Here is a 13517-nt window from a genome sequence, read left to right as displayed (position 1 = left end):
ATGCGCTTGACGCAATTGGGATTAAGAGCTAATTTGCGATAATCTAAAAACTCAAACGCCAAGGGGAATCACATGGATCTGTCTACGCTGGATTATTCGGCCCTGCTGCAATTGCGTACCGACGTTGATGCAGAAATTCGTCGCCGTGAAAGCGAAGAAAAAGCCAAGGCTGCCAAACAGGTTATGGAGCTGATTCGCACCCATGGTCTGGATCTGCAGGAACTGGCAACCAAGTCGGTAAAAGCCGTGGCAACCAGCACCCGTAAACCGGTAGATGCCAAATACCGTCATCCGGACGATGCTTCCCTGTCCTGGACTGGCCGTGGCCGCAAGCCGCTGTGGGTGGTTACCTGGCTGGATGCCGGCCGCTCGCTGGATGAACTGCTGATCAAGTAAGCAGCCAAGCGCAGGTCGCTAATAGAAACGCCATGCTTTTGCATGGCGTTTTGTTTTTGGCAACGGCCATAACGCGGCTGCACTATACTGGCGGTTATCAATTAGTTGGCAGCTCTTCACCGGGTTGATATTCGAGACAATGACAAATGGCTAAGCTCGATTTTTTATCTTTTGGCAGCAAGAAAAAAGCCCAGCCGCTGGATGATGCGGAGGCTGCTGCTGCCTGGTTCGGGGAAGTGGTGCATGAGCACGGCGCCGGTGCGCACCAGAAGGTGGTGGAGCTGCTGGGGCAATACAATCTGCACGGCGACAGCCTGACGCCGCAAACGTTGGCCGCATTGCTGGCGCTGGACGGGCTTGCCGTCCAGCAGCATCAGCAGCTGGGGGCGCAGTACCTGTTGAATGGCCGCCTGCCCAAAATGCTGGAAGAGCAGTTGCGCAGCCGTATCACCGCCTACGACCGGCAGGTAGTCGCCGCCTACCAGCGCTTTCTGGCGCTGGGGGATGAGGAAATCCGCCAGCTGGGCGATAGCCTGCTGCTGGCGATGGCCCGCACCATGCATTACCTGGCAGAGCAGGCGCTGTGGCAGTACTACCGCCACGCCCAGCCGGATACGGTGTTCTGGGAGACGGTGAACCGGCTGTTTGCCCGTGCCGAGTTACTGGGGCTAGACGCCCGCCCGGTGGAGCTGTTCAAGCAGGGGCAGGCCACCACGGTGCATGATCTCTATCTGTCGCTGTTGCTGGTGGCGGGGCTGTCCAGCGGCAACCTGTCGGCAAGACAGGTCTCGCTGTCCCACCAGATGGCGCTGCTGGTGTCCAACCGCGCTACGTTGCGCCGCAGCGTCAGCAGCTATCCCAGCTTTGTCGTCGATCTGGACAAGGGCATGCCGCCGGGGCGGGTGCGGCAGGTGGACATGCAGGGCAACCTGCGCTACTGGAACACGGTCGACATCATCGAGCAGATCGACCGCTGGCATGTGGTGTGCGAATCCGGCGTGCTGCCGCTGGAGCTCAAAGGGCTGATGATGACCACCAGCGAAACGTCGCTGTTGCGTTATCTGGCGCGCGAATGGGCGGAGCGGCCGTTCCATTTCCAGCGGGCGGAGCGGGTACGCAGCGGTTGCCAGCGGGTGGAAGTGGCGCACCGGCTGGCGGTCATCCATCGCCTGGTGCGCGATGCCGATGAAGTGGCCCGGCAAATCGCCTATGCGCAGGATAGCGCAGAGGAAGAGCAATTCCGCGTGTATGGTTTTGTCAGCAGCCGCCGCCGCGAGAAGAACATCTATACCCAGGTGCAGGCGCCGTCGGCGTTTCCGTTCTGGGAGCTGGACAACAAGAGCGCCACCGGCATCGGCGTCAACCTGCCGTCACACGGTAACGAGTGGGTGGCGCTGGGCGGGCTGATGACTTTCCGCGAGGTGGAAGACCACGGCTGGACGCTGGGCTTGATCCGGCGCCTGCAGCGCCCGGAGGCCGAGCGCGTCTATCTGGGCATCCAGGTATTGTCCAACCGCCCGGTGGCGGCTTCGCTGCACCGCAGCGACGGCGTGCCGCCGGACAACGTGCTGCCGGCCGAGCTGATCTGGAACAAGGGCGAGATCGCCCTGTTCGTGCCGTTCGTGCGCGAAGACAAGAAGCTGAACACCCTGCTGCTGTCGGTCAGCTCCTACTCGGCCGGGCGCGAGCTGGAAATGCGTGCCAAGGGCAAATCCTTCCAGGTACGGCTGGGGCGGGTGCTGGAAAAGGGCGTGGACTGGTGCCAGGTGGAGATCGATCTGATCAAGGCGAACTAGGCGGCCTGAGCAGCAAACAACAACGCCGGCAGGCCCGATGGGCTTGCCGGCGTTGTCATTGTTGCCGGGCGATCAGCGCAGCTCTTGCAGCACGCCGTAAATGGCGCTGACCGTGGCTTCGCCCAGGCGCAGGCTGCGCTGGCCGTTCCAGCCGTAGTCGTCGTCCGGCAGGTTGTCGTTGTCCTTGAACGGCATTTCCAGCGTGTAGGCCAGGCACTTGAACTGCTCGCCAACCCAAGCGGTGGCCATGCTCATGTTGGCCGTACCCGGCTCATCCTTGTCGTAGCCGAACTCGTCCTGGAAGTCCGGCGACGACAGGCGCAGCAGGTGCTTGAACTTGTCTTCCAGCCGCGCGATGCGCGCATCGTAGCTGGGCACGCCCTCGGTGCCGGCCACGAAGACATAGGGGATGGTTTCGTCGCCGTGGATGTCCAGGAACAGGTCAACGCCGGTTTCCAGCATCTTGTTGCGCACGTGGAACACTTCCGGGCTGGTTTCCGCACTCGGCGTCAGCCATTCGCGGTTCAGGTTGGCGCCGGCGGCATTGGTACGCAGATTGCCCAGCACCGAGCCATCCGGGTTCATGTTCGGCACGATGTAGAAGGTGGCGCGGTCCAGCAGTGCGCGCGAGGTCGGGTCCAGCGTATCCAGCAGGCGGGTGATCAGGCCCTCGACAAACCACTCGGCCATGGTTTCGCCCGGGTGCTGACGCGCGGTAACCCATACCTTCAGGTCGGATTCCACCTCGTGGCCGATGGTCAGCAGATTAATGTCGCGCTGCTGCACGGTGGCGCCCAGGTCGGACACCTGGCACAGACCGGAGCTTTGCGCCATGCCGATCAGGTTCAGATGCTGCTCATGCGAATACGGCTCGAAGTAGGCGTAGTAGATACTGCCGGCCAGCGGCGCATGCTCGATCACCAGCTCATTGCCGTCGACATAGGTCGGCACACGGAACCAGTTCACGCGGTCGTAGGAGGCCACCGCCTGATAGCCATCCCAGCTGTTGGGGTAGGCGGTTTCGTTCAGGTTGAGGAAGCGCAGCTTGCAAGTCTCGTAGGCGGCACCTTGCAGACGGAAGTAAAACCATTGCGCAAAGTCCGAGGCATTGTCCTTGCGGATGCGCAGCTGGATGTCGTCGAAGCTGGTGGCGGAAACTACCTCGATGCTGCCGGCATCGAAATTGCTGCTGATTTTCATGTGGTGCATCCTTCCTGATCAAGGGCGGGATTGTAGACCGCCTGACGGCCGCCGTCATGGTTGGCCGCAGCGGCGATCAAATGTTTGAACACAGACTTACTGCGCGTGCGCCTGTTCCAGGCTGTCGATTTCTTCCTGCAGCGCCAGCCAGTCCATTTCTACGGTTTCCAGCAGACTGCTCACCTCGCCCTGGCGCTTCACGCTGCTGCTCAACTGCTGGCGATTGGCGTCATTGTAGGCATCTTCCGATGACAGAAACGCTTCCAGCGCGGCTTTTTCCTGCGTCAGCGCGTCCAGCTGCTTTTCCAGCTTGCTCAGCTTGCTCAGTAGCGGCTTCTTCGCCGCCGCCAGTTTCTGCCGCGCCTCGGCTTCCTGCCGCTTCTGTTCCTTGCGGCCAACGTTCTGTGCGTCGCCGCTGCTTGGGCTGCCGTTCTGGCCCTGCTGTGCCAGCTGGGCCAGACGCCACTGGCGGTAGTCTTCCAGGTCGCCATCGAATGCCTGGACGGTGCCGTCGGCCACCAGCCAGAAGTCGTCGGTGGTGGCTTCCAGCAGCGCACGGTCGTGCGATACCACCACCAGCGCGCCGGCAAAATCCTGCAGCGCCATGGTCAGCGCGTGACGCATTTCCAGGTCCAGGTGGTTGGTCGGTTCGTCCAGCAGCAGCAGGTTGGGTTTCTGCCACACGATCAGCGCCAGCGCCAGCCGCGATTTCTCGCCGCCGGACATCGGTCCCACCGGGTCGGTGACGTTGTCGCCGCGGAAGTTGAAACCGCCGAGGAAGTTGCGCAGCTCCTGCTCGCGCACTTCCGGCGCCAGCTTCTGCATATGCCACAGCGGCGATTCGTCCGAGCGCAGCGTGTCCAGCTGGTGCTGGGCGAAGTAGCCGATCTTCAGCATCTGCGCGCTGATCAGCTCGCCGGCCTGCGGCTTGAGTTCGGCTGCCAGCAGCTTCACCAGCGTGGATTTACCGGCGCCGTTCACCCCCAAGAGGCCGATGCGGCTGCCGGCCATCACCGACAGGCTGATGCGCTGCAGGATGGGCGCCGCGCCGTAGCCGACGCTGATGTTGTCCAGCCGCAGCAGCGGGTTGGGCAGGTTGTCCGGGGTGTCAAAGTGGAAATCGAACGGCGAGGCGACGTGCGCCGGTGCCACGCGTTCCAGCTTCTCCAGTGCCTTGACCCGGCTCTGCGCCTGGCGCGCCTTGCTGGCCTTGGCCTTGAAGCGGGTGATGAACGATTCCAGGTGCGCGATCTCGCGCTGCTGCTTCTCGTAGGCGCCTTGCTGCCGCGACAGCTTCTCGGCGCGCATCACCTCGAACTGGCTGTAGTTGCCGGTGTACAGCGTCAGCGTTTGCGACGCCACTTCCACGATGTGGGTGGTCACGCTATCCAGGAAGTCGCGGTCGTGCGAGATCACCAGCAGGGTGCCGGGATAGGCCTTCAGCCAGTCCTCCAGCCACAGCACCGTTTCCAGGTCCAGGTGGTTGGTCGGTTCGTCCAGCAGCAGCAGGTCGGAACGGCACATCAGCGCCTGCGCCAGGTTCAGGCGCATGCGCCAGCCGCCGGAGAACTCCGCTACCGGGCGTTGCTGGCCTTCCTGGCTGAAGCCGAGACCGGTGAGCAGCCGTGCGGCGCGCGACGGCGCGGCATAGCCGTCGATGCGCGCCAGTTCCTCGTGCAGATGGCCAATGGCATGGCCGTCGCCACTGTGTTCGGCGGCGGCCAGCTGCTGTTCCAGGCTGCGCAGTTCGGCATCGCCGTCCAGCACGTAGTCCAGCGCGCTACGCTGCAGCGCCGGGGTTTCCTGTGCCACGTGCGCCATGGTCCACTGCGCCGGCACGATGGCGTCGCCGTTCTCGGCGTGCAGCTCGCCGCGCAGCAGCGCGAACAGGCTGGACTTGCCGGCGCCGTTGGCACCGACCATGCCGACCTTGTTGCCGGGGTTGATGGTGAGGTTGGCCGCAACAAGCAGTTCTTTCAGGCCGCGGCGCAGGGTGAGGTTCTTTAGCTGGATCATGTTTTCTTGGGGCTAGGGCAGTGCCCGCGCAGCCGGCGCAAGCGGGTTGGCGGCTGCGGCCAACCTTGCTGCGCGGGACGGGGCTTGCCGTGGCGGCCGTGGGCTTTCGTGGCAAAAATTCAGGGTTATACCGCCGGCAGGCTGGACAGATCCCAGCGTGGCTTCACGGTGAAGCCGCCGGCGGGCTGGGCCTGCGACAGGCGCATGGCGCCGGCGAAGGCGATCATGGCGCCGTTGTCGGTGCACAGTTTCAACGGCGGGTAGTACACCGCGAACTTGCGGCGCTTGGCGGCGGCGTCCAGCGCCGCGCGCAGCTGCTTGTTGGCGCCGACACCGCCGGCCACCACCAGCTGGCTCATGCCGGTCTGCTTCAGCGCCTGCTGGCACTTGCTCACCAGTACCTCGACGATGGCTTCCTGGAAGGCGCGGCAGATGTCCTTGCGAGCCTGTTCGTCGATGGCGCCGTGTTCGGCCTGCACCTGCTTGCTCAGCGTCAGCACCGCGGTCTTGAGGCCGGAGAAGCTCATGTCCAGATCGCCGGAGCGCAGCATCGGCCGCGGCAGGGTAAAGCGCGCCGGGTCGCCGTCTTCCGCCAGTTTCGACAGCAGCGGGCCGCCGGGGTAGGGCAGGCCGAGCAGTTTGGCGGTTTTGTCGAAGGCTTCGCCGGCGGCGTCGTCCAGCGTCTCGCCGAGGATCTGGTACTGGCCGACGCCGCGCACCGCCATGATCTGGGTGTGGCCGCCGGAAACCAGCAGCGCCAGGAACGGAAAGGTTGGCCGCGGCTCGGCCAGCAGCGGCGACAGCAGGTGGCCTTCCAGGTGGTGCACCGGAATCACCGGCTTGCCGAGGCCGAAGGCCAGGGCATTGGCGAAGCTGGCACCTACCAGCAGCGCGCCGCCCAGGCCCGGCCCTTGGGTGAAGGCTACCGCGTCGATGTCCTGCAGACTGACGCCGGCCTCGGCGAGGCAGGCGTCGGTCAGCGGGCGGATGCGGCGGATATGGTCGCGGCTGGCCAGCTCCGGCACCACGCCGCCGTACTCGGCGTGCATCGCCATCTGGCTGTGCAGCTGGTCGGCGATCAGGCCGCGTTCGGTGTCGTACAGGGCGACGCCGGTTTCGTCGCAGGACGATTCAATACCAAGAACAAGCATTATCTGGCTTCAAAACTTATCAATCTTTTCATTTTACCGGTGATTCTTTGTCCGCCCAAATCGGCAATGTTAGGCTAGGCGCCTGTTTTGAGCGGAGAACAACAATGAAGGCCAGATTGAAGTGGGTGGACGGGGTGTGTTTCATGGGCGAAACCGGCAGCGGCCACGCGGTGGTGATGGATGGCGCGCCGGAAGGCGGCGGTCGCAACCTGGGCCCGCGGCCGATGGAACTGCTGCTGCTGGGTACCGCCGGCTGCACCAGTTATGACGTGATCAACATCCTGAAGAAGTCGCGCCAGGACGTGCGTGACTGCTGGGTGGAGATGGACGCCGAGCGCGCCGAGGTCGACCCCAAGGTGTTCACCCGCATTCACTTCCACTTCGTGGTGGTTGGCCGCAACCTGAAGCCGGAGGTGGTGGAGCGCGCCATCGCACTGTCGGCGGACAAATACTGTTCCGCCTCCATCATGCTGGGCAAGACCGCCGACATCACCCACGATTTCGAGATTCGCAGCGACGATTGATGCGGCCAACCTTGTCGCCAGTAATAACGCCACCGGCAAACGGTGGCGTTTTGCTTTTCCGGGCGGCAAATCTTGCCGCTTGCCGCCTTGCCGCCGCCGGCGCCTGTCGGCAGAGAGCTGATTTTCTTGAGGGTTAAGTGCCAAAAAATGTTGGCACGCATCGTGCTTTAACACCGCCATTCCACCGATCGGTGTCATGCCATGTTGAACAAGATGTCCCAGCAACTCGACTTTCTGCAGCACTCGCTCGATCTGCGAGCCAAGCGCGCGGAAGTGATTGCCGGCAATATCGCCAACGCGGACACCCCGGGCTACAAGGCGGTCGACTTCGACTTTGCCAAGGCGCTGCAGGCGCAGACCAGCCAGCAGAACGGCGGGCTGGGCATGGCACTGACCGACAGTCGCCATCTGGCCGGCCGCGGCAGCCAGGCCGGCGGCGGTGAGCTGCAGTACCGCAGCGCGGTGCAGCGCAGCATCGACGGCAACTCGGTGGATATGGATATCGAGCGCGCGGCGTACACCGACAACGCGCTCAAGTATCAAAGCACGCTGACTTTCCTCGGCCGCCGTATCAGCGGCCTGATGGATGCCATCAAGGGCGGCCAATAATCATGTCTCTGTCTAATGTCTTCAATATTGCCGGCTCGGCAATGACCGCGCAGTCGATGCGCCTGAACCTGGTGGCCAGCAATATCGCCAACGCCGAAAGCTCTACCAGCTCCACCGGCGAACCGTACCGTGCGCGCCATGCGGTATTTACCGCCACGCCGGTCAAGGCCGATGTGCCGCAGGTGGCCGGCGTGCGCGTTACCGCGGTGGCGGAAGACACCTCGCCGTTCCGCATGAAATACCAGCCGGGCCACCCGCTGGCGGACGAGAACGGCTACGTGAAGATGTCCAACGTGAACCTGGTGGAAGAAATGGCGGACATGATCTCCGCCTCGCGCTCCTACCAGACCAACGTCGAAATTGTGAATACCGCCAAGACCCTGCTGCAAAAGACCTTGCAGCTGGGGCAGTAAGCTGAAGTCGGGAGAGTGTGATGTCCACCATTGCTAATACCACCTACAACCAGACGCTACTGGATCAGATCAACGGCGCCAGCAGCCAGTCGGCCAATGCGGCCAACGTGACCTCCGCCGAGGAGATCCAGAACCGCTTCCTGAAGCTGCTGACCACGCAGATGAAGTCGCAGGATCCGCTCAACCCGATGGACAACAGCCAGATGACGACACAGATGTCGCAGATCAGCACCGTGTCCGGTCTGGAAAAGCTCAATTCGACGCTGAAAGTGATGATGGATTCGCAGCTGGCCAGCCAGTCGATGGCGGCGGTCAGTGTCATCGGCAAGAAGGTGCTGGCGGAGGGCAATGGCCTCAACCTGAAGGATGGCACCGCTCCCGGCCTGCTGAAGCTGTCGGCGCCGGCAGACAAGGTATCTGTCGATATCCGCGACAGCAACGGCAAGCTGGTGCGCTCGCTGGACCTTGCCGGTGGCGATGCCGGCATGCTCAGCTACAGCTGGGATGGCAAGGATATGAATGGCGCCACGCTGACGGATGGCAGCTACAGCGTGCAAGTCAGCGCCAGCAACGCCGGCACGGCGGTGGCGGCATCGTCGCTGCAGGGCTTCATGGTCAGTGCAGTGGCATTTGAAAGTGGACAACCCCAGTTGGTTCTTTCTTCCGGACAGCGCGTGGGCCTGTCGGATGTGGAATTGATTACGGCTTAAGCGTTCGAGGAGAGAATCATGGGTTTTCAACAAGGTCTGAGTGGTCTGAACGCAGCCAGTAAATCGCTGGATGTGATCGGTAACAACGTAGCCAACGCCAATACCGTCGGCTTCAAGCAATCGCGTGCCGAGTTTGCCGACATCTACGCCAACAGCCTGTCGGCGATCAGCAATACCCAGGTGGGTATCGGCGTGCAGACGGTGAACGTGGCGCAGAGCTTCTTCCAGGGTAACGTCACCACCACGCAAAACCCGCTGGATCTGGCGATTTCCGGCCCCGGCTTTTTCCAGGTGAACTCCGCCGAATCCGGCGACGGCGTTGCCGCCTACACCCGTAACGGCCAGTTCAAACTGAACAAGGATGGCTATTTCGAGAACAACGGCTACTTCCTGACCGGCTACCAGCTGGACTCCTTCGGCAATGAAATCGGCGCCGAAGGGCCGCTGAACATTGCCAACCTGGCGCAGGGCGTGGCCAAGGCCACCACCAATATCGACTGGAGCTTCAACCTGGATGCCGACAGCACGCGCACCCCGGCCATCGCCTATTCGGCCGGTGGCGGTTACGACGTGCCGAATACCACGGTGCGCGGCTCCTACTCCTACACCAATACCAGCAAGTTCTACGACAACTTCGGCTCGCCGCATGAAGTGACGCTGTTCTTCGTGAAGCGTAACGCCGCTACCAATACCTGGGATGTATTCCGCCAGATCGATGGCGGCACGGTCACCAACGCCGATGGCACCGCAGCGCCGGCCACTGCGCCATACCAGATCACTTTTGACTCGCTGGGCCAGCTGCAGACCCCGAGCCCGCCGACCTTCCAGGTTACCGCCGCGGCTACCGGCCTGGCGCTGGCCAGCCCGATCACCATCGACCTGAGCAAGACCACGCAGTATGCCGGCGAATTCTCGGTGACCAGCCTCAGCAATGACGGCTACCCGCTGGGCAGCCTGGCCAGCGTCAGCGTCAGCGGCGACGGCCTGGTGAGCGCGCGCTTCTCCAACGGCTACGTGCAGAACGTCGGCCACGTGAAGCTGTACAACTTCGTCAATCCGCAGGGCCTGCGCCCGGTGGGTGACAACCGCTGGCTGTACACCGACAATGCCGGCGCCAAGACCGTGGGCAGCCCGGATTCGTCCGGCCTGGGCGCGCTGCAGTCCGGCGCGCTGGAAGACTCCAACGTGGATACCACCCAGGAGCTGGTCAACATGATCGTGGCGCAGCGCTACTACCAGGCCAACGCGCAGACCATCAAGACCCAGGACTCGGTGCTGCAGACGCTGCTGAATCTCCGCTAACCATTGAACTGACGGGTGTGAACTGAATGGACAAGATGCTGTATCTGGCAATGAACGGTGCCAAGCACGTGGATTTGCAGCAGGCCACCACCGCCAACAATCTTGCCAACGTTCACACCAACGGCTTCAAGGCGGACCTCGCCTCGTTCCGCGCGCTGCCGGTTGTCGGCGATGGCGCGCCGACCCGCGTCTACCAGGTGGACAACACCATCGGCCATGACCTGTCGCAGGGCGTGCTGCAGCAGACCGGCAATGATTTCGACTTTGCCGTCACCACACCGGGCTTTTTTGCCGTGCAGTTGCCGGATGGCGGCGAAGCCTACACCCGTAACGGCGGTTTTGAGCTGGATGCGACCGGTACCATGCGTACGCGTACTGGCATGGCAATTGCTGGTGAGAGCGGCCCGCTGCAGATTCCGGAAGGCTACAAGGTGGATGTGCGCCAGGATGGCTATGTGTTCGCCATCCCCGCCAACGGCGGCGAGCCGCAAGAGGTTGGCCGCATCAAGCTGGTCAACCCGCCGGCCGGCACCATGTACAAGGGCGATGACGGCCTGTTCCGCCAGAGCAACGGCGAGGACGCCGATGCCGATCCGGCGGTGCGGGTGCGCAGCGGTTTTCTGGAGGCCAGCAATGTCAATGCCGTCGACAGCCTGGTACAGATGATCAGCCACGCCAAACAATACGACCTGAATGTCCGCATGATGCAGACTGCGGACCAGGATGCTCGCCAGGCGACACAGATCCTGTCGCTGAACGCGTAACGAAAAGATAGCCAGGTAACGACACCATGATGCGTTCGCTCTACATCGCCAAGACCGGTATGGAATCCAGCCAGTTCCGCCTGGACGTGATTTCCAACAACCTGGCCAACGTGGGTACCAAGGGTTTCAAGCGCAGCAATGCCGTGTTCGAAGACCTGATGTACCAGACGCTGCGCGAGCCGGGCTCGCGCCTGCAGACCGGCGAGGAACTGCCGACCGGCCTGCACATCGGCCTCGGCTCGGCGGCCACCGCCACCACGCGGGTGCATACCCAGGGTGGCCTGTCGACCACCGACAATGTGTTTGACCTGGCGGTGAACGGCCGCGGCTTCTTCAAGGTCACCACGCCGGATGGCGAGACCGCCTATACCCGCAACGGCCAGTTCCAGCGCGGCTCCACCGGGCGGCTGGAAACGGCGGAAGGTTACCCGCTGCAGCCGGAAATCACGGTGCCGGACGGCACCGGCTTCCAGGTGGCTGCCGACGGCACGGTGTCCTACATTCCCGCAGGCGACACCACGCGGGTGGATGCCGGTCAGCTGGAGCTGGCGGACTTCATCAATTCTGCCGGCCTGGAAAGCCTGGGCGGCAATCTTTACCGCGAAACCACCGCCTCGGGGGCGCCGATTGCCGGTACCGGCGGCCTGCTGGGCTTCGGCGCGATCAAGTCCGGTTTCCTAGAAGAATCCAACGTCAACGTGGCCGAGGAACTGGTGGGCATGATCCAGGCGCAGCGCGCCTACGAGATGAACTCGCGTGCCATCAAGACGTCCGATGAAATGCTGCAGCGCCTGACGCAGCTGTAATCGCTGAGGATGACGGTGATGAAAAAACTGCTGCCCTTGCTGGGTGTGCTGCTGCTGGCGGCCTGCAGCACCCAGGCGCCGCCCATTACCCAGCAGCCGATGTCGCTGCGGCCGCAGGGCCAGCCGGCGGCGGTGCTGCCGCAAGGCTCCATTTTCCAGTCCGCCAGTTATCAGCCGTTTTTCGAGGACAAGGTGCCGCTGCGCGTCGGCGACATCCTGACCGTGACCATCAGCGAAAGCTCCACCTCGTCGAACAAAGAAGACTCGGCCGGCAACCGCTCGTCCAGCATCGACGGCTCGATCGGCGCCTCGCTGTCGCTGCCGTTTGTGCCGGGTGCGCTGGAGAAGAAACTGGCCGGCACCTCGCTGAGCGGTAGCGGCTCGGCCAGCGACTCCGGCAAGACCAGCAGCTCCAATAGCAGCCGTTTCCAGGCCACCATCACGGTGACGGTGATCGATGTCTACCCGAACGGCAATCTGCTGGTCAGCGGTGAAAAACAGGTCAAGGTCAACAGCGAGCACGAGTTCGTGCGCTTGTCCGGGGTGGTGAACCCGCGCGATATCGCCCAGAATCGCACCATTGAATCCACCCGGCTGGCCGATGCGCGTATCGAGCAGGTCAACCAGGGGCGCAGCCGCTGGTATAACGACGTGGGCTGGCTGCAGAAGATTTTCCTGTCGGTGATGCCGTTCTGAAACGGAATGCAAACATGAAGCGATGCTTGGTGCTGCTGCTGGCCGGCCTGTTGTGTGTGAACGCACAGGCGGCGCAGCGGCTGAAGGAAATCAGCAGTGTGGCGGGGGTGCGTTCCAACCCCTTGCTCGGCTACGGCCTGGTGGTGGGACTGGATGGCAGCGGCGACAAGTCCGGTTCCTCGCCGTTCACCACCCAGTCGCTGGCCAATATGCTCAACCAGCTGGGGGTCCAGGTGCCGGTCGGTACCAAGCTCGATCCCAAGAACGTGGCCGCGGTGTCGCTGACCTCGGTGCTGCCGCCGTTCGGCCGACGCGGCCAACCTTTGGATGTCACGGTATCGTCGATTGGCGACGCCAAGAGCCTGAAGGGCGGCACGCTGTTGCTGTCGCCGCTGAAGGGGGCGGACGGCCAGATCTATGCGCTGGCGCAGGGTAACGTGGTGGTCGGCGGCGCCGGTGCCGCCTCGGGCGGCAGCAAGGCGCAGGTCAACCACCTGAGCGTTGGCCGCATCCCGGCCGGCGCCACCATCGAGCGCGAGGTGCCGAATGCCTTTGCCAGCAGCGAAGTGGTGATGCTGAACCTGCAGGAATCGGACTTCACCACCGCCAACCGGGTGGTGATGGCGGTGAACCGCGAGTTTGGCGCCAACACCGCGCGCGCGCTGGACGGCGCCTCGGTGGAGGTGCGGGCGCCGCAGGATAGCAACAGCCGCATCCAGTTTCTGTCGCGGCTGGAGAACCTCAACGTGGAACCGGGCGAGGATACGCCGCTGGTGATCATCAATGCCCGCACCGGCTCCATCGTGATGAACAAGGCGGTGAAGCTGGAGCCGTGTGCCATTGCGCATGGCAACCTGTCGGTGACCGTGAGCAACACCCCTGGCGTGAGCCAGCCGCCGCCGCTGAGTGGCGGCAATACCGTGACCACCAACCAGGCCAATGTGGCGATCAAGGCGGATGCCGGCAAGGTCATCAACCTGCCGGGCGGTGCCTCGCTGTCGCAGGTGGTGAATGCGCTCAACACCGTGGGCGCCACGCCGCAGGACCTGGTTTCCATTCTGCAGGCGATGAAATCCTCCGGCGCGCTGAAGGCCGATCTGCAGATCATCTGAGGCGGCTTGCGGCCAACATGAG

The 13517-nt window shown here is 63.2% G+C and carries 14 protein-coding genes; 11 read left to right on the top strand and 3 right to left on the bottom strand.

Annotated features, from left to right (window positions below):
• Positions 1-72 precede the first annotated feature (72 nt).
• Together ACFOLG_RS15445 and ACFOLG_RS15440 are read left to right on the top strand one after the other, a co-directional pair.
• Positions 73-396, top strand: coding sequence for an H-NS histone family protein (locus ACFOLG_RS15445; RefSeq protein ID WP_386093420.1), 324 nt, complete (start codon positions 73-75; stop codon positions 394-396).
• Between the two features lie 146 nt (positions 397-542).
• Entirely contained in the window at positions 543-2192 is a 1650-nt protein-coding gene (locus tag ACFOLG_RS15440) for a hypothetical protein (protein WP_386093418.1), read from the top strand.
• A 72-nt stretch (positions 2193-2264) separates the two neighbouring features.
• Here the strand turns inward: ACFOLG_RS15440 and ACFOLG_RS15435 are convergent, their stop codons facing one another.
• The 3 genes from ACFOLG_RS15435 to tsaD form a co-directional block, all read right to left on the bottom strand.
• Positions 2265-3392, bottom strand: coding sequence for a M14 family metallopeptidase (locus tag ACFOLG_RS15435; RefSeq protein ID WP_386093416.1), 1128 nt, complete (start codon positions 3390-3392; stop codon positions 2265-2267).
• Between the two features lie 96 nt (positions 3393-3488).
• Entirely contained in the window at positions 3489-5408 is a 1920-nt protein-coding gene (locus ACFOLG_RS15430) for an ATP-binding cassette domain-containing protein (RefSeq protein ID WP_386093414.1), read from the bottom strand.
• Between the two features lie 125 nt (positions 5409-5533).
• The gene (tsaD, locus tag ACFOLG_RS15425; protein WP_386093412.1) at positions 5534-6559 is read right to left on the bottom strand and encodes a tRNA (adenosine(37)-N6)-threonylcarbamoyltransferase complex transferase subunit TsaD; all 1026 of its coding nucleotides are present in this window, start codon (positions 6557-6559) and stop codon (positions 5534-5536) included.
• 104 nt (positions 6560-6663) lie between these two features.
• Between tsaD and ACFOLG_RS15420 the strand changes: the two genes are divergently transcribed.
• The 9 genes from ACFOLG_RS15420 (at position 6664) to ACFOLG_RS15380 (ending at position 13495) form a co-directional block, all read left to right on the top strand.
• Complete coding sequence (locus ACFOLG_RS15420) at positions 6664-7083, top strand: OsmC family protein (RefSeq protein WP_386093410.1); 420 nt, start codon at positions 6664-6666, stop codon at positions 7081-7083.
• 213 nt (positions 7084-7296) lie between these two features.
• Positions 7297-7692 carry a flagellar basal body rod protein FlgB gene (flgB, locus tag ACFOLG_RS15415; RefSeq protein WP_386093408.1) on the top strand — a complete coding sequence of 132 codons (396 nt, stop codon included), beginning with the start codon at positions 7297-7299 and terminating at the stop codon, positions 7690-7692.
• A 2-nt stretch (positions 7693-7694) separates the two neighbouring features.
• Positions 7695-8105 carry a flagellar basal body rod protein FlgC gene (gene flgC, locus ACFOLG_RS15410; RefSeq protein ID WP_386093406.1) on the top strand — a complete coding sequence of 137 codons (411 nt, stop codon included), beginning with the start codon at positions 7695-7697 and terminating at the stop codon, positions 8103-8105.
• Between the two features lie 20 nt (positions 8106-8125).
• Positions 8126-8815: a flagellar hook assembly protein FlgD gene (locus ACFOLG_RS15405; protein WP_386093404.1), complete on the top strand. Its 690-nt coding sequence runs from the start codon at positions 8126-8128 to the stop codon at positions 8813-8815.
• A gap of 18 nt (positions 8816-8833) precedes the next feature.
• Positions 8834-10117 (top strand): flagellar hook protein FlgE, encoded by a 1284-nt coding sequence (gene flgE, locus ACFOLG_RS15400; protein ID WP_386093402.1) that lies wholly within the window; start codon positions 8834-8836, stop codon positions 10115-10117.
• 26 nt (positions 10118-10143) lie between these two features.
• The gene (flgF, locus tag ACFOLG_RS15395; protein ID WP_386093400.1) at positions 10144-10881 is read left to right on the top strand and encodes a flagellar basal-body rod protein FlgF; all 738 of its coding nucleotides are present in this window, start codon (positions 10144-10146) and stop codon (positions 10879-10881) included.
• Between the two features lie 26 nt (positions 10882-10907).
• Complete coding sequence (gene flgG, locus ACFOLG_RS15390; protein WP_386093398.1) at positions 10908-11687, top strand: flagellar basal-body rod protein FlgG; 780 nt, start codon at positions 10908-10910, stop codon at positions 11685-11687.
• A gap of 18 nt (positions 11688-11705) precedes the next feature.
• The gene (locus tag ACFOLG_RS15385) at positions 11706-12383 is read left to right on the top strand and encodes a flagellar basal body L-ring protein FlgH (protein ID WP_386093396.1); all 678 of its coding nucleotides are present in this window, start codon (positions 11706-11708) and stop codon (positions 12381-12383) included.
• A 14-nt stretch (positions 12384-12397) separates the two neighbouring features.
• Positions 12398-13495, top strand: a complete 1098-nt coding sequence (locus ACFOLG_RS15380; protein ID WP_386093394.1) for a flagellar basal body P-ring protein FlgI — start codon at positions 12398-12400, stop codon at positions 13493-13495.
• Positions 13496-13517 lie beyond the last annotated feature (22 nt).

This window comes from Vogesella facilis (assembly GCF_042648525.1).
GTDB classification, from domain to species: Bacteria; Pseudomonadota; Gammaproteobacteria; order Burkholderiales; family Chromobacteriaceae; genus Vogesella; species Vogesella facilis.
The sequence above is the reverse complement of the archived record's forward strand: the minus strand, read 5'-3'. Positions and strand labels throughout refer to the sequence as shown.